This is a genomic window from Methylocystis heyeri, assembly GCF_004802635.2.
Taxonomy (GTDB): Bacteria; Pseudomonadota; Alphaproteobacteria; order Rhizobiales; family Beijerinckiaceae; genus Methylocystis; species Methylocystis heyeri.
Window position 1 is genome coordinate 3,878,204 of the sequence record NZ_CP046052.1, and the last position, 21,582, is coordinate 3,899,785.

At 65.1% G+C, this 21,582-nt stretch carries 21 protein-coding genes and 1 tRNA gene; 11 read left to right on the forward strand and 11 right to left on the reverse strand.

From position 1 onward, the window contains the following. Positions 1 to 134: 134 nt before the first annotated feature. Positions 135 to 2,354, reverse strand: coding sequence for a GumC family protein (locus tag H2LOC_RS17410; protein ID WP_136494550.1), 2,220 nt, complete (start codon positions 2,352 to 2,354; stop codon positions 135 to 137). Between the two features lie 234 nt (positions 2,355 to 2,588). Between H2LOC_RS17410 and rfbB the strand changes: the two genes are divergently transcribed. From rfbB to rfbA, 4 genes are read left to right on the forward strand one after another with little or no spacing between them, the layout of a single operon-like run. Further along, positions 2,589 to 3,641, forward strand: coding sequence for a dTDP-glucose 4,6-dehydratase (rfbB, locus tag H2LOC_RS17415; RefSeq protein WP_136497426.1), 1,053 nt, complete (start codon positions 2,589 to 2,591; stop codon positions 3,639 to 3,641). A gap of 30 nt (positions 3,642 to 3,671) precedes the next feature. Further along, the gene (gene rfbC / locus H2LOC_RS17420; protein WP_136497425.1) at positions 3,672 to 4,226 is read left to right on the forward strand and encodes a dTDP-4-dehydrorhamnose 3,5-epimerase; all 555 of its coding nucleotides are present in this window, start codon (positions 3,672 to 3,674) and stop codon (positions 4,224 to 4,226) included. An 8-nt stretch (positions 4,227 to 4,234) separates the two neighbouring features. Then, positions 4,235 to 5,110 carry a dTDP-4-dehydrorhamnose reductase gene (rfbD, locus tag H2LOC_RS17425; protein ID WP_136497553.1) on the forward strand — a complete coding sequence of 292 codons (876 nt, stop codon included), beginning with the start codon at positions 4,235 to 4,237 and terminating at the stop codon, positions 5,108 to 5,110. Positions 5,111 to 5,129: 19 nt separating this feature from the next. Beyond that, positions 5,130 to 6,002, forward strand: coding sequence for a glucose-1-phosphate thymidylyltransferase RfbA (rfbA, locus tag H2LOC_RS17430; protein ID WP_136497424.1), 873 nt, complete (start codon positions 5,130 to 5,132; stop codon positions 6,000 to 6,002). 50 nt (positions 6,003 to 6,052) lie between these two features. On the opposite strand, the gene H2LOC_RS17435 is transcribed toward rfbA, so the two are convergent. Continuing rightward, entirely contained in the window at positions 6,053 to 7,072 is a 1,020-nt protein-coding gene (locus H2LOC_RS17435) for a polyprenyl synthetase family protein (RefSeq protein WP_136497423.1), read from the reverse strand. Between the two features lie 202 nt (positions 7,073 to 7,274). On the opposite strand from H2LOC_RS17435, the gene H2LOC_RS17440 reads away from it, so the two are divergent. Then, positions 7,275 to 8,018: a tRNA1(Val) (adenine(37)-N6)-methyltransferase gene (locus H2LOC_RS17440; RefSeq protein WP_136497422.1), complete on the forward strand. Its 744-nt coding sequence runs from the start codon at positions 7,275 to 7,277 to the stop codon at positions 8,016 to 8,018. A 135-nt stretch (positions 8,019 to 8,153) separates the two neighbouring features. Here H2LOC_RS17440 and H2LOC_RS17445 read toward each other — a convergent pair whose 3' ends face one another. The 3 genes from H2LOC_RS17445 to H2LOC_RS17455 all read right to left on the reverse strand — a co-directional run bounded on the left by H2LOC_RS17445 (position 8,154) and on the right by H2LOC_RS17455 (position 11,139). Next, positions 8,154 to 8,660 (reverse strand): RNA pyrophosphohydrolase, encoded by a 507-nt coding sequence (locus tag H2LOC_RS17445; protein WP_136497421.1) that lies wholly within the window; start codon positions 8,658 to 8,660, stop codon positions 8,154 to 8,156. Then, positions 8,657 to 9,910, reverse strand: coding sequence for a divergent polysaccharide deacetylase family protein (locus H2LOC_RS17450; protein WP_136497420.1), 1,254 nt, complete (start codon positions 9,908 to 9,910; stop codon positions 8,657 to 8,659). The genes H2LOC_RS17445 and H2LOC_RS17450 overlap by 4 nt, the downstream gene beginning before the upstream one ends. Before the next feature lie 89 nt (positions 9,911 to 9,999). Beyond that, entirely contained in the window at positions 10,000 to 11,139 is a 1,140-nt protein-coding gene (locus H2LOC_RS17455; protein ID WP_246206875.1) for a Ppx/GppA phosphatase family protein, read from the reverse strand. Positions 11,140 to 11,639: 500 nt separating this feature from the next. Here H2LOC_RS17455 and H2LOC_RS17460 point away from each other — a divergent pair. Both H2LOC_RS17460 and H2LOC_RS17465 read left to right on the forward strand, forming a co-directional pair. Continuing rightward, positions 11,640 to 11,713, forward strand: a tRNA-Gln gene (locus H2LOC_RS17460). A 244-nt stretch (positions 11,714 to 11,957) separates the two neighbouring features. Then, on the forward strand, positions 11,958 to 12,797 hold the full coding sequence (locus H2LOC_RS17465) for an outer membrane protein (protein ID WP_246206876.1): 840 nt from the start codon (positions 11,958 to 11,960) through the stop codon (positions 12,795 to 12,797). A gap of 348 nt (positions 12,798 to 13,145) precedes the next feature. On the opposite strand, the gene H2LOC_RS17470 is transcribed toward H2LOC_RS17465, so the two are convergent. The 5 genes from H2LOC_RS17470 to H2LOC_RS17490 all read right to left on the reverse strand — a co-directional run bounded on the left by H2LOC_RS17470 (position 13,146) and on the right by H2LOC_RS17490 (position 17,124). Continuing rightward, positions 13,146 to 13,571: a group II truncated hemoglobin gene (locus tag H2LOC_RS17470; protein WP_136497418.1), complete on the reverse strand. Its 426-nt coding sequence runs from the start codon at positions 13,569 to 13,571 to the stop codon at positions 13,146 to 13,148. Positions 13,572 to 13,679: 108 nt separating this feature from the next. After that, positions 13,680 to 14,411 (reverse strand): RadC family protein, encoded by a 732-nt coding sequence (gene radC, locus H2LOC_RS17475; protein ID WP_136497417.1) that lies wholly within the window; start codon positions 14,409 to 14,411, stop codon positions 13,680 to 13,682. Then, positions 14,408 to 15,247 (reverse strand): type I methionyl aminopeptidase, encoded by an 840-nt coding sequence (gene map, locus H2LOC_RS17480; protein WP_136497416.1) that lies wholly within the window; start codon positions 15,245 to 15,247, stop codon positions 14,408 to 14,410. The genes radC and map overlap by 4 nt, the downstream gene beginning before the upstream one ends. Positions 15,248 to 15,367: 120 nt before the next feature. After that, a complete protein-coding gene (locus tag H2LOC_RS17485) occupies positions 15,368 to 16,309 on the reverse strand; it encodes an ROK family protein (RefSeq protein WP_136497415.1) in 942 nt (313 codons plus the stop codon). After that, positions 16,306 to 17,124, reverse strand: a complete 819-nt coding sequence (locus tag H2LOC_RS17490) for a pentapeptide repeat-containing protein (protein WP_202620488.1) — start codon at positions 17,122 to 17,124, stop codon at positions 16,306 to 16,308. Before H2LOC_RS17490 ends, H2LOC_RS17485 begins: the two co-directional genes overlap by 4 nt. A gap of 729 nt (positions 17,125 to 17,853) precedes the next feature. On the opposite strand from H2LOC_RS17490, the gene H2LOC_RS17495 reads away from it, so the two are divergent. Both H2LOC_RS17495 and H2LOC_RS17500 read left to right on the forward strand, forming a co-directional pair. Further along, positions 17,854 to 18,306 carry an adenylyl-sulfate kinase gene (locus tag H2LOC_RS17495; RefSeq protein WP_246206877.1) on the forward strand — a complete coding sequence of 151 codons (453 nt, stop codon included), beginning with the start codon at positions 17,854 to 17,856 and terminating at the stop codon, positions 18,304 to 18,306. Positions 18,307 to 18,536: 230 nt separating this feature from the next. Further along, the gene (locus tag H2LOC_RS17500; protein WP_136497414.1) at positions 18,537 to 18,836 is read left to right on the forward strand and encodes a hypothetical protein; all 300 of its coding nucleotides are present in this window, start codon (positions 18,537 to 18,539) and stop codon (positions 18,834 to 18,836) included. A gap of 151 nt (positions 18,837 to 18,987) precedes the next feature. On the opposite strand, the gene H2LOC_RS17505 is transcribed toward H2LOC_RS17500, so the two are convergent. Then, positions 18,988 to 19,971 (reverse strand): beta-ribofuranosylaminobenzene 5'-phosphate synthase family protein, encoded by a 984-nt coding sequence (locus tag H2LOC_RS17505; RefSeq protein ID WP_154331706.1) that lies wholly within the window; start codon positions 19,969 to 19,971, stop codon positions 18,988 to 18,990. Between the two features lie 313 nt (positions 19,972 to 20,284). Between H2LOC_RS17505 and H2LOC_RS17510 the strand changes: the two genes are divergently transcribed. Both H2LOC_RS17510 and folP read left to right on the forward strand, forming a co-directional pair. Next, complete coding sequence (locus H2LOC_RS17510; RefSeq protein ID WP_136497413.1) at positions 20,285 to 20,662, forward strand: 4a-hydroxytetrahydrobiopterin dehydratase; 378 nt, start codon at positions 20,285 to 20,287, stop codon at positions 20,660 to 20,662. A 144-nt stretch (positions 20,663 to 20,806) separates the two neighbouring features. Then, a complete protein-coding gene (gene folP, locus H2LOC_RS17515) occupies positions 20,807 to 21,580 on the forward strand; it encodes a dihydropteroate synthase (protein WP_136497549.1) in 774 nt (257 codons plus the stop codon). The last annotated feature ends 2 nt before the right edge of the window (positions 21,581 to 21,582 follow it).

Sequence of the window (21,582 nt, forward strand, 5' to 3'; positions counted from 1 at the left end):
CGCTTGGGTTCCGAGCGGAGCGCCGCCGACGAAAACGCCCCGACCGTGGATGTAACGGCGGGGCGTTTTTGTTCCGTCAGCTCCGGGCGCGCCTGCGCCGCGCCCCGCGGAGCGCAGCGGCGGCATACCCGACCTCAATTGTGGTAGTATTTTTTGTAGTAATAGCCGCTGTAGTGTCCATAGGCTCCGTATTTTGGGGTCTGGCTTTCGTCGACGACGGTAAGGGCGACGCCGGCGAGCTTATGGCCGCTGGCGAAATAATCGGTGTTGTGTGCGGCGGTTTCGCGCTTGGTGGTCTGCCAGCGCACCACGAACACCACCTTGTCGACGATCGGCGTCAGCACCTTGGCGTCGATGACCGGTTCGACCGGGGGAGAATCGATCACGATGTAATCGTACACGTCGCGCAGCTTCTCGACGAAGCGCTTCATGCGCTCCGAGCCGAGGAGATCGGGCGGATTTTGCGATTTCATGCCGGCGGGAATGACGGTCACGCCGAGCTGCTGCGAGGCGATCTGCTCGAAGGGCGTGCCGGCGGTCAGGAAATCCACCAGCCCGGGCTTGTCCTCCAGCCCGAAATATTTGCTCGTCGACGGATGGCGAAGGTCGCCGTCGATCAGCAGGACCCGCTGCCCGGCCTTGCCGGCCGACAGCGCCAGGCTCAGCGCCAGCGTCGATTTGCCTTCGCTGGGGATCGAGGAGGTGATCAGGATCGCCTTGGCCGGATGGTCCACGTCCGCCATCTGGATGCCGACGCGGATCGCCCGCACCACCTCGGCGTAGCGCGACAGCGGCTTGGCGAGCAGATACTGCCCGGGGTCGGCCACCTTGCCGTCGATCCGGCGGTCCTTCTCGGCCAGCAGCGGAATAGCGCCCAGCACCGGATAGCCCAGCTTGTCCTCGACCTCGCGCGAGCTCGAGAAGCCGGAGTTGAGCATGTCCAGCGCGATCGCGCCGCCGGTTCCCAGCAGCAGGCCGACCAGCCCCGCCAGCGCCTCCACGACGCCCTTCTTGGGGAAGGAGGGCGAGATCGGCTTGGTCGCCGGGGAGATCACCCGCGCTTCGCGCTCCTCGAAGCTCGACTGCTCCTGGGTGATCTTGGCGCGCGACATGAAATTCTCGAACAGCGTCTTGTTCGAGGCGTTGATGCGCTCCAGTTCGCGCAGCCGCACCGCGACGCCGTTGTCCTGCCCGGTCAGGCCCGTCACCTGGTCGAGGCTGTTCTGCAGCGAGGCCTCGCGCGATTTGGCGACGTCGTAATCGTTCTTCAGATTGATCAGGATGCGCTTGATTTCCTCGGCGATCGAGCGGTCGATGTCGCGCCGCTCCGCCCGCGCGTTGATCAGCAGCGGATGCTGGTCGCCGTAATGCGCGAGAAGATCGGCCTCCTTGCGCGCCACTTCGGCCTGCTGCCGGCGCAGCTCCGAGATCACCGAGGAATGCACGACGTCGGGGATGGCCTGCACATTGCCGCCGCGCGAGGTGACCTGCGCCGCCTGCTCGTATTTGGCCCGCTTCTCGGCGGCGTCGGCCCGCGCCGAAATCAGCTTGCCGTTGAGCTCGGAAAGCTGCTGCTCGGAAATCGTGACCTTGTTCTCGCCGCCGGTGCCCTGGAGATTATGCTCCTTGCGGAATCGCGACACCGCCTCTTCCGATTGGCGCAGCTGGTCCTGCAGCCCCTCCATGCGCTCGGCCAGCCACACCGAAGCGCGTTTGGCGGCGTCGTAGCGCGCGTCGAGCTGATCGACCACATAGGCGTCCGCCACCGCATTGGCGAGGCGCGCCGCCTTGGCGGGGTCTTCCGAGGTCACCGAGATCGACAGCACATAGGTGCGGTTGACGCGGGCGACTTCGAGAGCGTCCTTCAATTTCTTGATCGAGTTCAGAACCTCCGGCGGAATGCCGCTCCCCGCGCCGGAGCCGCTCTTGTCCGCCTCGTCGGACCGCAGCAGCCCGGCCAGAAAGCCGAGCAGGCCGGTGTGCGCGCTGGGGCCGAATTCGGGGTCCTGGGTCAGCTTTTCCTTTTCCACCACCCGGCGCAGCAGATTGGTCGACTGGATCACGGAAAGCTGGCTGTCGACGTTGCCGGTCTCCAGATTGAGCTCGGGCAGGATGTTGTCGCCGCCGAAGATCTTTTCCTTGCGCGGCTCCAGCAGCACCTGCGCCATGGCGGTGTAGCGCGGCGCTATGGTCAGCGTGATCAGAAAGGCGAGAACCATCACGCACGCGGCGCAGGCGAGGATCAGTTTCCAGCGGCGGTGCAGGAAGTCCTGCACCTGGCGCAGGTCGATCGCATCGTCTTCGGCGCCTCCCTCGATCGCTCGCGTCAATTTGGAAGGAATCTTGCCGTGCATCGAAAAAACTCTCTTTAAGGCGCGCTCTCGCTTCTCTGGTAGTGCAGGTCGCAAGAGGTTAGCAAGCGATATCCAATAATTGCATCACAGCCGCATGTCACGCTGTGGATCAATTGCGGCGCGCCGGCGCCGGCAGCCTTCCAGGGGCGGAGGGCCCCTCGTCGCGGTGGCCAAGACGGTTTGGGCGGTTTATAGCTGGCCGCATACTTGGCGCAATGAAAAGACGAGGCGCGAATGCGGGTTTTGATCACTGGCGGCGCCGGCTTCATCGGCTCCGCCGTTTCTCGCCGGTTCATCGAACGCAGCGACGACGAAATTCTGGTTCTCGACAAGCTGACCTATGCGGGAAATCTCGACTCGCTCGCTCCCATCGCCGACAATCCCCGCTATTCCTTTCTCCGCGCAGATATTTGCGACCGCGCCGCGGTGGACAGGGCCTTCGCGGATTTCAGACCGCAGGCGGTGATGCATCTCGCCGCCGAGAGTCATGTCGACCGCTCGATCGATGGACCCGCGGCGTTCATCGAGACCAATCTCGTCGGCACTTTCACCATGCTGGAGGCGGCTCTGGCCTACTGGCGCGGTCTCGACGCCGAATCGGCCGCCAATTTCCGATTCCAGCACATCTCGACCGACGAGGTGTTCGGCACGCTCGGCCCCGAGGGCTTTTTCCACGAGGACACGCCCTACGCCCCGAATTCGCCCTATTCGGCGTCCAAGGCCGGATCGGATCATCTGGTGCGCGCGTGGCGGGAGACCTACGGCCTGCCCACCATCGTCACCAACTGCTCCAACAATTACGGGCCTTATCATTTCCCCGAGAAACTGATTCCGCTCGTCATTCTCAACGCCCTCGAGGAAAAGCCCCTGCCCGTGTACGGTCGCGGCGAAAACATCCGCGACTGGCTCTATGTCGAAGATCATGCGGCCGCGCTCATGCTCGTCGCGCGCGAAGGCAAGATCGGCGAATCGTATAATGTCGGCGGCCGGAACGAAAAGACGAATATCGAGGTGGTGCGGACGATCTGCGCGATACTGGACGAAATCCGTCCCAGAAGCGCCGGCTCCTACAGCGACCTCATCGCTTTCGTCCAGGATCGGCCCGGACATGATCTGCGCTACGCCATCGACTGCTCGAAGATCGAGCGCGAACTCGGCTGGCGGCCGGCCGAAACCTTCGAAACCGGCCTGCGCAAAACCGTCCAGTGGTACCTCGACAACGAGGCCTGGTGGCAGGCGATCCGCTCCGGAAAATATCGCGGCGAACGGCTGGGACGGCTCGCCTGATTTCAAAAATAGCAAGCGAGACTTACGCCCATGCTGGTGGAGCATACTGCGATCGAAGGCGTGAAGATCGTCACGCCGAAACGTCACGGCGACAACCGGGGATTTTTCTCGGAGGTCTACAATCGGCGGACATGGCTTCAGGCGGGTCTGGAATATGACTTCGTCCAGGACAATCATTCGCTTTCCGCCGAGGTCGGCACGATACGGGGCATGCATTTTCAAACCCCGCCTTTCGAGCAGGCCAAGCTGGTGCGGGTTTCCCGCGGGCGCGTGCTCGACGTCGTGGTCGATATAAGACGCTCCTCCCCCACCTTCGGGCGCCATGTCGCCGTCGAACTCTCCGCCGAGAACTGGCGTCAGCTTCTCGTTCCGGCCGGTTTCGCGCACGGCTTCTGCACGCTCGAGCCGAACACCGAATTTCTCTACAAGGTCACGAATTTTTATTCGGCGCCCAATGATCGCGGACTCGCCTTCGACGATCCGGATCTCGGCATCGACTGGCCCGTGGCTCCGGATCGGGCTCATCTTTCCGACAAGGATCGCAAATGGCCTCGCCTGCGCGATCTCGTCGATGCTTTCGCATGAGGCCGACGATGCGCATCGCAGTGACGGGATTGCAGGGCCAGGTGGTCGCTTCTCTCCTCGAAAGGGGCGGCTCCCGCGCGCAGATAATCGCTCTGGGGCGGCCGCAGCTCGATCTTTCCGACGCGAGCAGCGTGTCGGCGGCGCTGGAGACGGCGCGCTGCGACGTGATCGTGAACGCCGCCGCCTATACTGCGGTCGACAAGGCGGAATCGGATGAGGACGGCGCCATGCGGGTCAACGCCGCAGGCGCCGGCCATGTCGCGCGCAGCGCCGCCGCACTCGGCGTTCCTGTGCTCCATATCTCGACCGACTATGTTTTCGACGGCGCGCTCGAGCGGCCCTATCGCGAAGACGATGCGACCGGGCCCACCGGAGCCTATGGCCGCTCCAAGCTCGAAGGCGAACAGCGCGTTCTCGCGGCCCATCCCGACGCCGTCGTCCTGCGCACCGCCTGGGTCTACAGCCCCTTCGGCGCCAATTTTCTGAAGACGATGCTGCGCCTCGGCGAGACGCGCGAGGAACTCGGGGTGGTCGCGGACCAGATCGGAAACCCGACCAGCGCGCTCGACATCGCCGACGCCGTTCTGGAGATCGCGACGCGGATCGTGGTCGATCCCTCGCCCGCGCTGCGCGGGGTTTTTCACATGACCGGACAAGGCGAGGCGAGCTGGGCCGACTTCGCCGAAGAGATTTTTGGGCAGGCGCAAAGGCGTGGACGCAAGCCGGTGCGGATCAATCGCATCGCGACTGCGGATTATCCCACGCCCGCCAGACGCCCGGCCAATTCCCGCCTCGACAACAGCAAGCTTCGACAAGCCTACGGCGTCATTCTGCCTCAATGGCGAGATTCGGTTTCGGACTGCGTCGCGCGCCTTTTGCCGTGACCAATAAAAGGATGTGACAATGCGCGGAATTATTCTGGCGGGAGGCAGCGGCACCCGGCTTCATCCGATGACTTTGGTGACTTCCAAGCAGTTGCTGCCGGTCTACGACAAGCCGATGGTCTATTATCCCTTGAGCGTGCTCATGCTCGCCGGCATCCGGGAAATTCTTCTCATTTCGACACCGGAGGACCTGCCCCATTTCAAGCGCCTCCTCGGGACGGGAGCGCAATGGGGCGTGAGCCTTTCCTATGCGGTGCAGCCCAAACCCGAAGGCCTGGCCCAGGCCTATATCATCGGCGCCGACTTCGTCGAAGGCCACAAGTCGGTGCTGATCCTCGGGGACAACATCTTCTATGGCCACGGCCTCGTGCAGTCGCTGTTCGAGGCGCGGGTGAATTCCGGCGCCGCGGTGTTCGCCTATCATGTGAGCGATCCCGAGCGTTACGGCGTCGTCGAATTCGACGAAAAGGGGATCGCGATATCGCTCGAGGAAAAACCGCCGCATCCGAAGTCCAACTGGGCCGTCACCGGTCTGTATTTTTATGACGAACGCGCGCCTCGTTTCGCAGCCGAACTCAGGCCGTCGCCGAGAGGCGAACTCGAGATCACCGATCTCAACCGCATCTATCTGCAGAACGGAAATCTGAACGTCCAGCGGCTCGGACGCGGATTCGTCTGGCTCGACACCGGCACGCCGGCGTCGCTTCTGGAGGCTGGGGAATATGTCCGCGCCATAGAACAGCGCCAGGGCCAGCGCATCGCCTGTCTCGAGGAAATCGCCTTTCAGCAGGGCTGGATTTCCGCGGACGACCTCCGCACCGCCGCCAAGGCGCTTTCAAAGAGCGGCTATGGCGGCTATCTGCTGCGCGTGCTGGAAGAGTCCCGGCTGTGAACCGATAAGGCCCGAGGAGGCGCCCGGCGGTCGAGCCGGGCGCCTCGGAATCAGTACACGCGCTCGATGCAGAAGTCGACGACCTCGAGCAGGGCGCTTTTCCACGGCGAGGACGGGAATATCTCCATCGCGTCCCTGGCGATGGCGCCGTAGTGGATCGCGCGCTCGATGGTGTCGTCCAGGGCCTTGTGCTTTTTCATCAGGCCGCAGGCGGTTTCGACGTCGGTGTCGTTGATTTCGCCGCGCTCCAGGGTGCGGCGCCAGAACTCGCGCTCGTTTTCGTTTCCGCGCCTGAAAGCCAGCACCACCGGCAGCGTGATCTTGCCTTCGCGGAAATCGTCGCCCACATTCTTCCCGAGCTTGGCGGAGGAGCCGCCATAATCCAGCGCGTCGTCGATGAGCTGGAAAGCGATGCCGAGATTCATGCCGTAGCTACGCGCGGCGGCTTCGTCCGCTTTGGGGCGTCCGGCCAGCATCACGCCCACCTCGGCCGCCGCGGCGAAGAGCTCGGCCGTCTTGCGGCGAATCACCCCCATATAGGCGTCTTCGGTGGTCTGGGTGTCTTTGGCGGCGTTGAGCTGCATGATCTCGCCTTCGGCGATGACCGCCGCGGCGTTGGACACCACTGTCAGGCAGGACAGCACGCCGGGTTCGACCATCATCTTGAAGGCGTGGCCGAGCAGAAAATCGCCCACCAGCACGCAGGTCTCGTTGCCCCACAGCATGCGGGCGGCGATCTTGCCGCGGCGCATGTCGCTTTCGTCCACCACATCGTCATGGAGCAGCGTGGCTGTGTGCATGAATTCGATGCCGGCGGCGAATTTGATCTGGCCGTCGCCCTTATAGCCGCACATGCCGGCGGTCGCGAGAACCAGCATGGGGCGCAGCCTTTTGCCGCCGGCGGAAATCAAATGATTCGCCACCTCCGGAATAGTGGTGACGTCAGATCCCATCCGCTGCAAAATGAGCTGGTTGGTGCGTTCGAGATCCGGACGGATCAACTCCAGAAGACTTTCGATCCCCGCAGGTTTTTGTTTCTCTCTCTCTTCGAGCGGAACGACGATGCCCACGGAGCCCCCTGCAGCCTATGTTGTATTTGCGCTTCTTTCCGGGGAACTTACGGCTTTGCGCCGCATGCGGCAAGTCGGGTTACGCGGGTCTATCGAGCACACGGCCAAGCTTGCCCTATTATGGCTTATTTTCAGTTGGTTGCCCCCAGCGGGCCATTACAGCCTCGCCCCGCGGCGGGCGAACCTCTAGTCTCCTTTTGCGATGACGGAGCTGCAAAACCGCTTTTTGGGCGGCCGGATTTCATTGCGCCAGGGCGCGAGAGGCCATCGGGCGGGCACGGACGCCGTTCTGCTCGCCGGTACGGTTCCGCGCGAGGCCGGGGGGCTGCTCCTCGACGCCGGGGCCGGGGCCGGGGCCGTGGGCCTGAGCGCCGTTGCCCTGGCCCCGAGCCTCTGCGTCGGGCTCGTCGAAATCGAGCCGCAGGCCTGCGTTCTCGCGCGCGAAAACATCGAGCTCAACGGTTTCGGGGCGAGGGCGCGGGTTTTCGAATCGGACCTGCTGGATCCCGCATCGCGAAGGGCGGCGGGGCTCGTTCCCGAGGCGGCCGATCTGGTCCTGACCAATCCGCCGTTTTTTCAGGTCGGCCGAATCCGCGTCACGCCCGATTCGCGCAAGGCCCTCGCCCATGTCGAGTCCGCTCCTCTCGAGACATGGGTGCGCTCCTGCCTGTCGCTGCTGCGGCCGGGGGGGCTCTTCGCAATGATCCACCGCGCCGACGCCCTTGCCGACTGCCTGGCTGCCGCGCAGGGCCGCCTCGGCGCCCTGGTCGTTCTGCCCGTCCTTCCGCGCGAGGGACAGGCCGCGACGCGGGTGCTGCTGAAGGGCGTGAAAGGCTCCAGAGCCCCTCTCACCCTCTGCGCGCCGCTCGTTCTGCATCGGGAGGACGGCGCCTTCACCGCGCTCGCCGAGGCCATCCACAGGGGCGAATCGCCCGCGCCGTTCTGACCGGGCGCAAAGGCCTCTGGTCCGGCCGCTCCAGGTTTCGGCGCAGCCGTTTCGAGCGTTTCCGGCCGAAGTGCATGCCGGTTTGGCGTGGGAAACGCGTCAAAACAAAAACTTTGCAGACTTTTCGGGAGCGTTCTACGTCCCGGCCTCGAAGAAAGGAGTGAATTCGGAGATCACCCTCTCATAGACATGGCGCTTGAAAGGCACGATCAGCTCGGGCAGCAGCGCAGGTCTCTCCCAGCGCCAGGCGTCGAATTCGGGCTGGTGGGCGCCGCCTGCGGGACGAGCGATGTCGATTTCGCTTTCACTCCCGGTGAAGCGCATGGCGAACCATTTTTGGGTCTGGCCGATATATTTGCCTCTCCAGCGCCGGCCGGCCTCCGGCGGCAGATCGTAGCTCAGCCAGGGCTCTATCACCCCGAGCATCGTGGCGCTGCGCACGTTGGTCTCTTCATAGAGCTCGCGAAAGGCGGCGGCCTCGGGCTCTTCGCCGTCATCCACGCCGCCCTGCGGCATCTGCCATTCGAAGCGGGCGTTCACGAGATCCTGCGCGCCCTTGGGGCGGCGGCGCCCGATGAAGGCCAGACCCGAATCGTTGAGCAGCATGACGCCGACGCAAGGCCGGTATCCCAACGCGTTCATTTGGATGCTCCGCTTGCGGCGGCCGTCCGCCCCCCGCGAGAGGCCATGGCGGAGACCGGCGTCAGCGCCAGTCCGCGTTTTTCGGCTTCTCTGGCGAAGCGGGCCAGCCTGGAAATGGTTTGGGCCTGGGCGTTGGCGAAACCGATGGCGGAGCCGTTCTGAACCGCCCGCTCTTCCAGCTGCGCCAGCGCGGCGTCGATCGACTGCGGCGCGCTCGTCTGGTCGAGAATCACGTCGACGCGGGCTTCCGGCAGCGACAATTGATCGGCCGTCTTTGCGGCGAGCGATTGCGGCGACGCCCCGTCGTCGAGGAAGAAAAGCCCTCGCTTTCCGATTTCGGCGAGAACGGGCGTCAGCGCATTTTCGTCCGCGGTGAAGCGGCCGCCGAGAAAATTCATCACCCCGGCGTAGCCCGGGAAACGGCTCATGAGCCAGAGCAGGTCGTCGAGGTCGCCCGATCGCTCCACGAGCAGCGTATGCGGCCCGGGATTATTCTGGGGATAATCGAACGGCTCCATGGGAGCCTGCAGCAGCACCTCATGGCCGCGGGCGCGGGCGCGGGCGACGGAGGATTCGAGGCCGGGCCCATAGGGCGCATAGGCCAGGGTCACGGCCTCCGGCAGTTCGTTGATGGCGGCCTCGGTGGTTTGCGGGTTCAGGCCGACGCCGCCCACGACGAGCGCGATCCGGGGAGCGCCGGGTTTCAGGCGCGGCGAAGGAACATAGGGCCGCGCGTAAATGTCCATGGGCCGCGCGCCCTCCGCGCCGATGCGCGGAAGCACGCCATAGCGTCCTTTTTCGGATATGCGGCGGTCGGGCGCCGGCGCGAGACGCACGCCGGAATCCTCCGGCTGCACCTGTATGATGATCGGTCCAGGCCCGCTCGCGCCGTTGCGGAGGACCTTGACCCCGCTCTGCTGTTCGATCTCGCCCACGGTGACGACATGGTCGCGGCCCCCCGGCTGAATCGCAGCCTCGGCCGTCGCGGGCGCGCCTTGCTGGGCGGGCGGAGCCGGGGGCGCGGGTTGCGGCGGAGGAGGCTGGTAGGGTTCGATCTTGGCGACCGCATAGGGCCGCCCGCCCAGCGTCGCAAGCAGAGGATCGTGGGAGACCAGGGCGAAAACGCCTCCGCCGAGGGCGAGCGCCCCGAAGATTGCGACCCCGGTCCAAAGCCCGCGTTTCGGGGCGGGCGTATCCGGCCTCTTCGCGCCTGTGGGCCGTCCGAGAGGCTGGTGAAGTTCGTCTTTCATTTGGTCAGGGCTTCGCCCGGGCAAGAGAGCGTTCCGAATCGTCTCTCATTGTGGCGGTTCCGGGCGCCCGCGTCGAGGGCGCGAATCTTTCAGGATTCGCGGGGCACGGCGCCGTCGGCTTCCATCAGCTCCAGAAGCATGCCCTCGCGCAAGCCCCTGTCGGCGATGCGCGTGCGCGAGGCCGGAAAAAGCTCCCGGATGGCCTCGAAGATGGCGCAGCCGCCGAGCACGAGATCGGCCCGCTGCGGCCCGATGCAGCCGTTGGCGACGCGGGCCTCGAAATCCATCTCACGGAGCTGGGCCACGGCGCGAGCCGCTTCGTCGTCGGACAGCCAAAGACCGTCCACGCGCCAGCGATCATAGCGGTCGAGCCCCAGGTGCACCCCTGCGAGAGTGGTGACGGTCCCGGAGGTTCCCAGCAGATGAAAACGGGAGCAGCGCCGCCGCTCGGACATCCTTTTTGCGAAAGGCGTGAGCGCCCGCCGCGCGTGGCTGGTCATGGCGCCGAAGACTTCCGCGCTCACGCTTTTCCCGCCGAACTGCTCCGCGAGCGAAACGACGCCGAGCTCGAGCGACGTCCAGTCCTGCAGCCCAAGCGGGCCGCAAGGAGCGGCTTCGGACCGCGCGAGCCACACCAGCTCGGTCGAGCCGCCCCCGATGTCGAACAGCAGGACGCTTTCGGCTTCGCGATCGACCAGCGCGCCGCAGCCGCGGGCGGCGAATCTGGCTTCGGTCTCCCGGTCTATGATCTCGATGTCCAGTCCGGTGCGGTCCCGCACGCGCGAGGTGAATTCCTCGCTGTTGCTGGCGCCGCGGCAGGCCTGGGTGGCGACGAGGCGGGCGCGCGTGACGCCGCGGCTCTCCATTTTGTCCCGGCAGACCTCCAAAGCCTTGAGCGTGCGCTCGATGGCCTCCTCGCCGATGCGGCCGTTGCGGCTGAGTCCCTCGCCCAAGCGCACGATTCGGGAAAAGGCGTCCACCACTCGCAGCATTTCTCCGCCGCGCCGCCGGGGCCGCCGTTCCGGCCTCGCTATCAGCAGCCGGCAATTGTTGGTGCCGAGATCGAGCGCCGCGTAAACATGTTCGCCCCGCCCGGCCGTCCGGCTCCAGGGAGGGACCGACCCGGTCGTGGCGGCGGCTGGGGCGTCCATCGGCGGCAGGCTGAACGGCGCGCGCCGAACAGCGTCAGCCGCCTCACCGCCTCTTGCCGGCTGTTCCGTCTCGGTCACCGCGCCCTGCTCCCGCACCCGAACTCCAGTCGCGGCTCATGCCGCAGGAAGCTTCTTGCGAAATTTTACATATTTTCGCAAAAACGCGCTTCCCGGCCGGCGCCGCGCGATTTTCTTCGCTCTCCTTGTGGGAAAGCAAGCCCGCCTTTTGCCTGTCCGACCCCTCTTCATGAAGTATCGGGAACGATACCGCAAGACGATTTCTGGAGGGGGTTCCGACCGGCGGCAATCTTCCGATCGATAAGAAGTCTTTCCTTGTCATAGGGTTGGGGAGCATTGCCGTGCCAAAGGCGCGTCTGCGTTTGCGGAAATGCGCGCCAAGGGAGCCTTGCGCTCGGGCTCGGGCCGGCGGGACGGGCGCGAGCGGGGCCGGAGTCCGGACTCCGTGCCGCCTCGGACCCGAAGAAGGCGGAACAAGGCGAAACATCGTATTGACATGCGGTCGCGCGCTGACTAGACCAGCCCGGCGCTCGCGGATGCGGTCCGCAGGGCGCGACCGTTGGGGGATAGTTCAACGGTAGAACAGCGGACTCTGACTCCGTTAATCTTGGTTCGAATCCAGGTCCCCCAGCCAATCACCCTCATAATCCGGCGAGAAACCAGCGCCGCACGTCATGTGCGGCGGCAGTCCATTCGTCTTTGTCCGTTTTCGGTCCGTTGCATAAATGCCACATCAGGGCAGATACGCGCTCGGCGAGCGCCGCCGCCTGTCGACTGAGACGCTGATGGTCTGTATTTTAACGGCGCCGGAGATTGGAAAACCGGGGAGACAGAGCTTTCCCCAAACAGCATTTCAAATCTCTTCAAAGGAGAATGCAGTGAAAAAGCTTCTGATTACTGCGGCTGCTCTGGCGCTTGGCGTCGGATCGGCGTTCGCAGCCGACCTCCCGTCCCGCAAGGCCGCTCCGGTCTACGTTCCGCCGCCGCCGCCGCCGCCGCTCTGGACCGGCTTCTACGCGGGTCTGAACATCGGCGGAGGCTGGAGCGCCGGTGGCGGCAACAACAGCTATCTGCCCTATTCCGATCCGGGCTACGGCCTCGGCTCGGTGGTCGCGGGCACCCCGAACCTGTTCTTCCTCCCGGGCGGCGGCACGACCGGCCGTAACACCGGCGGCGTGATCGGCGGCGGCCAGGTCGGCTACAACTATCAGTTCGGCCAGTTCCTGGCCGGCGTCGAAGCCGACATCCAGGGCACCAGCATCACCGGCGGCAACCAGGGCAACTACGCGGGCGTCTATAACAGCCCCTACGCTGGCCTGAGGGGCTCCGCTGGCGTCCTCACGCCTCTCGTCACCGGCAACGGCGGCAACGTCGGCCTGCCGTGGTTCGGCACCGTGCGTGGCCGCGTCGGCTACCTCGTCACCCCGACCCTGCTGCTCTACGGCACGGGCGGCTTCGCCTATGGCGGCGTTCAGGTGTTCAACCAGAGCAACACCCGCACCGGCTGGACCGCCGGCGGCGGCGCGGAATGGCTGTTCCTGCCGAACTGGTCGGCCAAGATCGAGTATCTCTACACCGATCTGTCGGCTGGCGGCGTTCAGGGCGGCTGGGGCTGGAACTACGGCTACAACAATCATCCGCAGTTCAACACGGTCCGGCTCGGCGTGAACTACCACTTCAATGCGGCTGCGCCGGCTCCGGTCCTCGCCAAATACTGATTGATCGAAAGGGCGTCGCCCTGTCGGAATCGGAAAAGCCCGGCCATGCGCCGGGCTTTTTTTGCGCTCCAGAGCGCCTTTGCGACGAGAATGCGCTGGAAAATGCGACGAACCAGAACCTGGAGCGAGCGCCGGTTTTGATTCGGTCAATGCCGAAGGCTGGAGTCTTTTCACGCTCCCGGGAAACATAAAAAGACTCTAAGTTTTTGTTTTGACGCGCTTCCCACGCCGAGCCGGCGTCCACTTCGGCTGGAAACGCTCCCAGAAAGTGCGAAGCGGTTTTGGAAACGAACATGCTCCGTCAATGAGATTTGGAGCGCGTTCGACCGCGTTTAAACCGAACGTGCTCTAATGCGCCTTGTCGTGGGCGTTTTGGGGATCGTTGCGCATCCAGTCGGCGAGACCGGCGAGCTGCTTTCCGATCATGCCGCGCGCCATTGCATTCTCTATGCATTCTTCCAGGGCGGCGTTCATGCACAGCAGCCAGGCGTCGCGCTCGTCGGGGCCGATCGGAAAACGCGCATGACGCATGCGTAGCCTGGGATGGCCGCGGCTCGCCGAATAGTTTTTGGGGCCTCCCAGCCATTCGGCGAGATAGAGCTTCAAAATCGCCTTGGTGGGACGAAGGTCCGCAGCATGCATGGCGCGGATGCCCTGCACCGCCTCCATCGAATCCATGTTGCGATAAAAAACTTCCACGAGCCGATCGATCGTCGGCGCGCCGCCGATGTCGTCGAACAGGGTGGTGGCGTTCTGCGGATTATTGTCGGTCATATCCGTTTTCCAGCAACAAGGGCGCCACGGCGCGACGATAAAGCGGCGGCGCGCGCGCCGAATCACATCGCCCGCGGATATGGCCCGACGGCGGCGCGGCCGGAGCCGTCAGATCATTTTCAGCCCTTTGAGGCTGGCGTGGCCGTGACGTCCCACGATCAGGTGGTCGTGCACGGCGATGCCGAAGGGCTGGGCGATGGCGATGATGTCCCGCGTCATCCTGATGTCCGCGGTCGAGGGAGTGGGGTCGCCCGAGGGGTGGTTGTGCGCCAGGATGAGAGCGCAGGACCCGAGCTCCAGCGCGCGCCGCACGACCTCCCGCGGATACACCGGGGTGTGGTCGACGGTGCCGACGCCCTGCACTTCGTCGGCGATCAGCGCATTGCGCTTGTCGAGAAACAGGATGCGAAATTCTTCGCGCTCGGCGTAGGCCATGGCGGTTCGGCAGTAATCGATCACATCCACGAAGGAGGACAGCACCGTGCGCTTTTCGAGCGTTCCGCGCGCGAGGCGCCGTGCGGCGGCCTCGACCAGCTTGATTTCGCAGATCGCCGATTCGCCGAGGCCGTCGATCTCCCTCAGTCTCTCGGGACGGGCGGCGATGACCTCGGAATAGGATCCGAACCGCGCCAGCAGCGCCTTGGCCAGCGGCTTGACGTCTCGCCGGGCGATGGCGCGAAACAGCAGGAGTTCGAGCATTTCATAGTCGGCCAGGGCGGCCCCGCCCGCCACCATGAAACGCTCGCGCAGGCGCTGGCGATGCCCGTGAAAATGCGGAGCCGCCTCCCTGAGACCGGAGGCCGGAGGTTTTTTTGTTCGTGCGCCGGCTTCGCCGTTCATTTGGCCGCTTGCGGCGCCGCAACCGGATTGTCGCGCCCGATCAACGAGGCGGTGAAGATCTCGACCCCTGTTTCGGTGACGCCGACCGAATGCTCGAACTGCGCCGAAAGGGAGCGGTCGCGCGTGACGGCGGTCCAGCCGTCGCTGAGAACCTTCACCTGCGGCCGGCCGAGATTGACCATGGGCTCGATGGTGAAGAACATTCCCGGCCGCAGCTCGACGCCCTTGCCCGGGGTCCCGTAGTGAAGAATGTTGGGCTCGTCGTGAAAAAGCTGGCCGAGCCCGTGGCCGCAGAAATCCCGCACCACCGAGCAGCGCTCGCCTTCGGCGTAGCTCTGGATGGCGGCGCCGATGTCCCCCGTGGTGGCGCCCGGCCTCACCGCGGCGATGCCCCGGAGCAGGGATTCGTAAGTGACCTCGATCAGCCGCTCCGCCCGCCGGGATATTTCGCCGACCGCGAACATGCGGCTGGCGTCGCCGTGCCAGCCGTCGACGATGAAGGTCACGTCGATGTTGACGACGTCTCCTTCGCGCAGCGGCTTGTCGTCGGGAATGCCGTGACAGACGACGTGGTTGATCGACGTGCAGATGGATTTCCGGTAGCCCCGGTAATCGAGCGGAGCGGGATAGGCGTCATGGGCCATGGCGAAATCGAACACGAGATCGTCCAGCGCCTGGGTGGTCACGCCGGGACGCACATGCTCGATCAGCATGTCGAGGGCCTGAGCGGTGAGGCGGCCGGCCTTGCGCATGGCTTCGAAGTCTTCGGGGCCGTGTAGCCTGATGTGTCCGGTCTTGCGCCCGGCGGGCGCAAGATGCGACTCGATGAATGTCATATGCCTGTCTCTGAGGGATTTTTCGAGAGCTATACTTAGGGTAATGAAGGCGCGGGCGATTGCAAGCTAAAGACGCTCGCCGCAGCGCCGAAAACTTGCCGCCTTCCTCAGCTTGGCGCTTCAGGCCGACTCGAAGCGCGTCGCCTCTTCGTTGCGGCCCCACAGCCAGGCGGCGCCGCGCACCCCGCTGCTGTCGCCGTGGATATTGCGAAGAATCCTGGTGTCCAGCGCATCGGTGAAGGCGTAGTCCTCCACCCGTCGCTCGAGGCCCGGATATATCTCGTCGATATTGGAGAGGCCGCCGCCCAGCACGATGACGTCGGGATCGATCACGTTGACCACCCCCGCAAGGGCTCGCGCCAGCCTGTCGCGATAAGCGTCGAGCGCAAGCGCCGCATCGGCCTCCCCGGCCCGCGCGCGGAAGACGATCTCCTCGCCGGTCAGCGCCAGGCCGGACCGGACAAGAAATTCCCGGCTCAGTCCCGCCCCCGACAGAAAGGTTTCGATGCAGCCCTTGCGGCCGCAATAGCAGGGCGCGCCGGGAAACTCGTTCTCCTCCATCCAGGGCAGAGGATTGTGCCCCCATTCGCCGGCGAGCCTGTTGCGGCCGCGGATCAAAGCGCCGCCGATGACGACGCCGCCGCCGACGCCGGTTCCGAGAATGACGCCGAAGACCGAGCCTGCGCCCGCGCCGGCGCCGTCGACCGCTTCGGATAGGGCGAAGCAATTGGCGTCGTTCTCGAGGCGCACTTCCCGGGCGAGGGCCTCCTGAAGGTCCTTTTGCAGCGGCCTGCCGTTGAGCGCCGTGGTGTTCGAGTTTTTCACGCATCCGCTGCGCGCGGAAATCGCCCCCGGCGTTCCGACGCCGACAAAGGCGCGGCGCCCGAGTTCGAGTTCGATGTCGTGGACGAGGACAGCGATCGTCCTCACGACGGCGGCGTAATCGCCCGCCGGCGTCGCCACTCTGCGGCGCGCCAGAACGTCTCCGTCGGCGCCGAGAGCTATGGCTTCGGTCTTGGTCCCGCCGAGGTCGACCCCGATGCGGATGGAGGCCCCGGTCATTTGATCCGGGCGCGGTCGAGATTGGCGGCGTCCTTCAGCGCGTCCTGCGCCGCGGCGGCGTCGACCTGCGCGGAGTCGAGATCGAGGGCATCGGCCTTGACGCCGTCCCATCTCGCTCCGGTGAAATCGGCCCCCGCCGCATTGGCTCCCTGGAGGCCGGCGCCGGAAAAATCGGCTCCCGCGGCGTGCAGAAAGCGCAAGTCCGCATTCATCAGATCGGCGGCGGTGAAATTCGCGCCCTCGGCCACCGCGCTGCTCAACACCGCGCGCATCAGCCCCATGGACTGATTTTTCATGTCGGCCGAAAGATTGGCCTCGATGAATTTGGCGCCCCGCAGGCTGGCGCCGGTCAGATCGGCCGTGATTCGCGCGCGTGAAAAATCGGCCCCGTCCGCTTTTGCGCGCTGCAGCTGGGCGGCGAAGAAATGGGCTCCGATCAGCGAGGCTCCCGTCAGATCGGCTTCGAGCAGCCAGGCCTGGTCGAGAATGGCGTGATCGAGCCTCGCGCCGGAAAGTCTGGTCCTGACCATGCGCGCGGCGCGAAAATTGACATTGCTCAGATCCAGTCCAGAAAGATCCGCGCCGTTCAGGCTCTTGCCCGAGAAATCCAGAGGCGCGGCGTTGTCCTTTCGGCTCTTCAGCGCGGTGACGATCTCCTCTCGGCTGAATTCCGAGGCGGAATAGGCCGGCTGGGAGAGATCCACCCCCTTCAGCATTTCCTGAGCTCGGGACATGGCCGGGGCCGCGGCCACCAAAGCCGCAGTTCCGAGGCGAATCGCCGCCGAGGCGATGGGTCCGCGCCGCGTCGCTTTCATTGCTGTTCTCCCCTTGTTCGTTCCCCGCCCGAGCATTTTTTGCGCATGAGACAGGCCGAATCTCGCGGGGCTCGAATCGGGCGTCGGCCCCCGCCCGCCTGCAGCGCCGATCGATATTTCACGAGGCGGCGATCAGGAAAAGCGCCGTTTTGAACTTTCGCGGACGGCGCGCCTTTCGGAAGAATGCGTTCCCGCGGCCAAGGCGTTCCGTCATCGGGCGTTTTCCCCGAGGAGCCCGAAGTCGCGGGCCGGCCTTCCCGGCGGCGCGCTTTTTTCAGGGCTCCGGCGGCCGCGAGCCGAAAACCTCTTCCGGGATCGGCTGATTCGCCGAAGCGGGCCGGTGTGGCCGGAGCGTCCCGCCGAGCGACGCGAAGCAAAGCGGCGGCGAGACCTGTCCATGGAGAATTTTTTTCTTTGATCCGGTCGAGCGATGTGATTGGATCGCAGGACGACGGTCATTGCGGCGTTTCGGCCGGGCGAAAGCTTTCCGTCAATAAAAATCAATCCAGCCCAAAAAGTTGGAAGGCGTGCTGGTCGCATGGTCCCGTCGGCTCCCGCAGAGCGCGCCGATAATGTCTCGACAGCCGTCGAGGACTTTGCGAGATCGAAGGTTTCGGCCGCGCTGTTTCGCCGCGTCCGATTTTTACGCATCGGGGTCGAAGCGGGCGAATATGACGATTGGTCGGCCATCGCGCCGACGCCGGCGTCTTTTTGGTGGAAACACGGCTTATGGCAAGAAAAATTCTGGTGATGGGCCTGCCCGGGGCCGGAAAGACGACACTATCGCGGATTCTGGCCCCATTGCTGGGGGCCGTATGGTTCAACGCCGACGAAATCCGCGCCAATATCAACAAGGATCTGGGGTTTTCCGCGGAGGACCGGATCGAGCAGGCTCGCCGCATGGGCTGGCTGTGCGATCAGGTGGTTCGCGCCGGGCTGCCCGCAATGGCCGATTTCGTGTGTCCTACGCCCGAAACCCGCGAGGCTTTCGGACCTGCTTACGTCATTTGGGTCGATCGCATCGACGAAGGGCGATTCGCCGACACCAACCGGCTTTTCGTCGCTCCCCAAGACTATGACGTCCGCGTTCTTCGCGACGGATCGCCCGATTTCTGGGCGGAGCGCATAAGGCGAGAATTGAGCAGGTTCGAAGCGCCGGACCGTTCGGCGCTGAAGCGCTGACGCCGCGGCCTTGATTTGTTCATGATTTAAGTCTTCTACTGCCAAGCTGGGAGGCCCCTCGCGGCGCCGCCCCTGACGCGTTTATTCAAACTCGGACGGAAACGTCGGGGCGCAAAAATCGCGTCGGAGCGAAAAATTGGTGCGCATTCTCATCCCAAGAGCCTGACGACTTTTGCGGACCGCGCTCCAGGGAACTCGGCTCGCCCGCATACGGGTCAGGAGAATGTTCGATGAGAAAAACCTTATTGCTTGCGGCTGTCGTTGCAGCCGGGTTGACTGTAACGGGCTGCTATTCGCCGGGCGAACGCGCGGTCGGAGGCGCGGCGATCGGCGGGCTCGCGGGAGCCGGCATCGGATCCCTGGCCTCGGGCGGCCGGACCTCTTCCACCCTGGCAGGAGCTGCGCTCGGCGCCGCGACCGGCGCTGTCGTCGGCGCGGCCACCGCTCCGCCTCCGCCTCCGCCCGGCCCGCGCTGCGCCCGCTGGGGTAACGATTACTACGGCCAGCCGGTCTGCATCGCCTATTATTGACGGGCGGCCCGGCCGGAAGCGGAAGAAGCGCGAAGACCGGCGCAATCGATCCGTTTGAACGAATTTCGCGCGTTCGACTCCGGCCGGAGTCGGACGCGCCCTCAATATCGCCAGTGAAGCGGGAAGCGCTTTGCGCCGTTCGGGAACGCGCTCAGGCCAGGCGGGCGTAGACGGCCTCGACCCTGGCGCCATGGGCCAGACCCTCGACGACGTCGACCGAAAGGCCCCGCGCTTGCGCGCCCGCTGCAACCGCTCCCGCCAGTCTCCTCGCCTCCGCCTCGCTCCTGGCGAAGACAAACCCTGTCGGACCCCACGAGGTCTGGCCCGCGCCGGCGGCGCCTTCCTCGATCAGCCGTGAGATCATCGCCTCCACCGCCGCGCTGGTGAAGCGACGCCCGTTTTGCGCCGGCGCGAAAAAATCCCCGACTACGGTCTGAATGCGCGTGATCGCTTCTCCAAAGGCGTCGAAGTCTTTCTCCGCAAGGGCGGGGAGAGCCTGCATGAGCACCCGCCGGCACAATTCGCCCGCCTGCGCCGCGGAAAACGGCGGGAGGGCGGAAAAGACTTCCCGTTCGCCGTCGCCGTGCAGGCCGACGCAATTGGGGTCGAACACGAGGATGATCCGCCATTCCGCGGGAAAAGGCATGCGCGCGATGATCGGCGGCGTCAGGCCCTGCGGGCCGCGGCCGCCGTCGACCACCAGGCCGCCATCCTGAAAAAGCCCCGAGCCCAGCCCGGAACGCGCGCCCCGCTCCATCAAGGCGGCGTCGGCGGCTGCATCCGCGGGCAGATCCTCCAGCCGTCGCAGCGCCGCCGCGATCGCGAGAGCCATCTGGGTGCCCGAGCCGAGTCCGGCATGGGCCGGGATCGCTTCTTCGACGCGAAGATGATGCCTGGCTCCGGGCGCGAGGCTTTGCTGGGCCCGCTGCAGGAGGCGCATTGCGCGCTCCGGCTCGGCGCCCTCGACGATGTTTTTTTCGGCCCGGGCGAGGAGCAGCCGGGTGCGCCACCCGCTGATGGCGAGTCCGAGCCCGCCGAACTTGCGCCCAAGCCCGCCGTCCATATCCAGAAAGCCGAGATGCAGGCGCGCCGCTGCCGTGACGCGAACCTCGTTGACGCTCGATTGGACAGGCATGACGTCTCGTTTCCGATCAGGCGGGCGTCTTGAAAGTCGAACCCGGCGCCGCCTGACCAAAGCAGGGCTGCGCGAAGTCCATGGGCGACGTTAGCGCGCGAGTAAGGCGCCGGGCTGACAATGGCAAGCGCTTTCTCCTTGGGACGCTGCGTTGAGGGCCCGCTGCGCGCGAGCCCCGGGCGCCGCTAAAAAAGCGGGATTTGCGCCTGCGGCTTCCGGAGGGCCTTATCGGAGAGGCGAAGGGCTTTTGCGATTTCGTCGCGGCGGAAAGCGCGCTAATTGCCTTGAGGCAGTTGGCCTGGAGACGAAAGCCATGACCGTTGAAGAGCGTGTTTATTCCGACGAAGAAATCGCCGAACGGCTTGCCGGAGAGCTGCCGCACTGGCGCTACGAGAACGGCTGGATAAGGCGGAAATACCGGACCCATTCCTGGAAAGGGACCCTCATGGTCGTCAACGCCGTCGGCCATCTGGCGGAGGCCGCCTGGCACCATCCCGACATCGCGGCGTCCTACGCCTTTGTCGAGGTCAAGCTCGTGACGCATACGGCCAAGGGGATAACCGACAAGGACTTCGAACTCGCCCGCAAGATCGAGGAGGTGATCTGCTGGCGGCCGGGAAAAGCGGGCGGCGCGCTCGAAGGGACGCCGGAGACCGATCAGAGATTCGCCTATATCAAATATGACGCGTAGCCCGCCATCCGCCGGGCGGGATCGTCGCAGCATGGAAAGCCGGTCCGCGAGCCGGGGGAAGGAAAGCGGTTGCACGAGTTTCAAGCCGAAATCGGGGCGGCGCGGGAGGCGTTCCTGTCCCGCGTCGCCGAAGGGCCGACAATCATGGGGATCGTCAACGTCACGCCCGATTCCTTTTCCGACGGCGGCCTGTTCGCCTCTCCACAGGCGGCTCTGGCCCAGGCGGCCCGGCTCGCGGCCGAGGGCGCGAGCATCGTCGACGTCGGCGCCGAATCGACCCGGCCCGGCCACAGCCCAGTCTCGCCCGAGGAGGAATGGGCGAGACTGGAGCCTTTGCTCGCCGAATTGGTGGTCAAAGCGGGGGTCCCGGTTTCGATCGACACCTACAAGGCCGAAACCGCCCGGCGGGCGCTGCAGGCCGGAGTCGCCGTCGTCAACGACATTTGGGGCCTGCAGAGAGACCCCGCCATGGCTTCGGTGGTCGCCGAGGCCGGCGCTGCGGTCGTCATCATGCACAACCGGGAGACGGTCGAGCCGGAGATCGACATAGCTGACGATATGGAGCGGTTTTTCGAACGCTCGCTCGATCTCGCCAGGCGCGCGGGAGTGCCGGAGAATCATATTTTGCTTGATCCGGGGGTGGGCTTCGGCAAGAGCCGGGAGCAGAATTATCAGGCGTTGCGCGCCATCCCCCGCCTCATGGGGTTCGGCCTGCCGATCCTTGTCGGCGTTTCTCGAAAATCGATATTCCGGGATCTGCCTTCCGGAGCGCTGGACGGCAGGCTGATCGGAACGCTGTCGGCCAATCTGCTCGCCGCGAGCATGGGCGCCCGGGTGTTTCGGGTCCACGACGCGCTCGAGCACAAGGCCGCTTTTTCAGTCATGAACGACCTGCAGGCGTTCAAAGCACACGGATGACG

Excerpts from the sequence above, each read along its gene's own strand:
- rfbD (WP_136497553.1), top strand. The coding sequence starts at position 4,235 with ATGCGCATCGCAGTGACGGGATTGCAGGGCCAGGTGGTCGCTTCTCTC.
- H2LOC_RS17440 (WP_136497422.1), top strand. The coding sequence starts at position 7,275 with ATGACGGAGCTGCAAAACCGCTTTTTGGGCGGCCGGATTTCATTGCGC.
- H2LOC_RS17490 (WP_202620488.1), bottom strand. The coding sequence starts at position 17,124 with ATGAAAGCGACGCGGCGCGGACCCATCGCCTCGGCGGCGATTCGCCTC.
- rfbB (WP_136497426.1), top strand. The coding sequence starts at position 2,589 with ATGCGGGTTTTGATCACTGGCGGCGCCGGCTTCATCGGCTCCGCCGTT.
- rfbC (WP_136497425.1), top strand. The coding sequence starts at position 3,672 with ATGCTGGTGGAGCATACTGCGATCGAAGGCGTGAAGATCGTCACGCCG.
- H2LOC_RS17495 (WP_246206877.1), top strand. The coding sequence starts at position 17,854 with ATGGCAAGAAAAATTCTGGTGATGGGCCTGCCCGGGGCCGGAAAGACG.
- H2LOC_RS17485 (WP_136497415.1), bottom strand. The coding sequence starts at position 16,309 with ATGACCGGGGCCTCCATCCGCATCGGGGTCGACCTCGGCGGGACCAAG.
- H2LOC_RS17510 (WP_136497413.1), top strand. The coding sequence starts at position 20,285 with ATGACCGTTGAAGAGCGTGTTTATTCCGACGAAGAAATCGCCGAACGG.
- folP (WP_136497549.1), top strand. The coding sequence starts at position 20,807 with ATGGGGATCGTCAACGTCACGCCCGATTCCTTTTCCGACGGCGGCCTG.
- H2LOC_RS17445 (WP_136497421.1), bottom strand. The coding sequence starts at position 8,660 with ATGAACGCGTTGGGATACCGGCCTTGCGTCGGCGTCATGCTGCTCAAC.
- H2LOC_RS17470 (WP_136497418.1), bottom strand. The coding sequence starts at position 13,571 with ATGACCGACAATAATCCGCAGAACGCCACCACCCTGTTCGACGACATC.
- H2LOC_RS17410 (WP_136494550.1), bottom strand. The coding sequence starts at position 2,354 with ATGCACGGCAAGATTCCTTCCAAATTGACGCGAGCGATCGAGGGAGGC.
- H2LOC_RS17505 (WP_154331706.1), bottom strand. The coding sequence starts at position 19,971 with ATGCCTGTCCAATCGAGCGTCAACGAGGTTCGCGTCACGGCAGCGGCG.
- radC (WP_136497417.1), bottom strand. The coding sequence starts at position 14,411 with ATGAACGGCGAAGCCGGCGCACGAACAAAAAAACCTCCGGCCTCCGGT.
- rfbA (WP_136497424.1), top strand. The coding sequence starts at position 5,130 with ATGCGCGGAATTATTCTGGCGGGAGGCAGCGGCACCCGGCTTCATCCG.
- map (WP_136497416.1), bottom strand. The coding sequence starts at position 15,247 with ATGACATTCATCGAGTCGCATCTTGCGCCCGCCGGGCGCAAGACCGGA.
- H2LOC_RS17450 (WP_136497420.1), bottom strand. The coding sequence starts at position 9,910 with ATGAAAGACGAACTTCACCAGCCTCTCGGACGGCCCACAGGCGCGAAG.
- H2LOC_RS17500 (WP_136497414.1), top strand. The coding sequence starts at position 18,537 with ATGAGAAAAACCTTATTGCTTGCGGCTGTCGTTGCAGCCGGGTTGACT.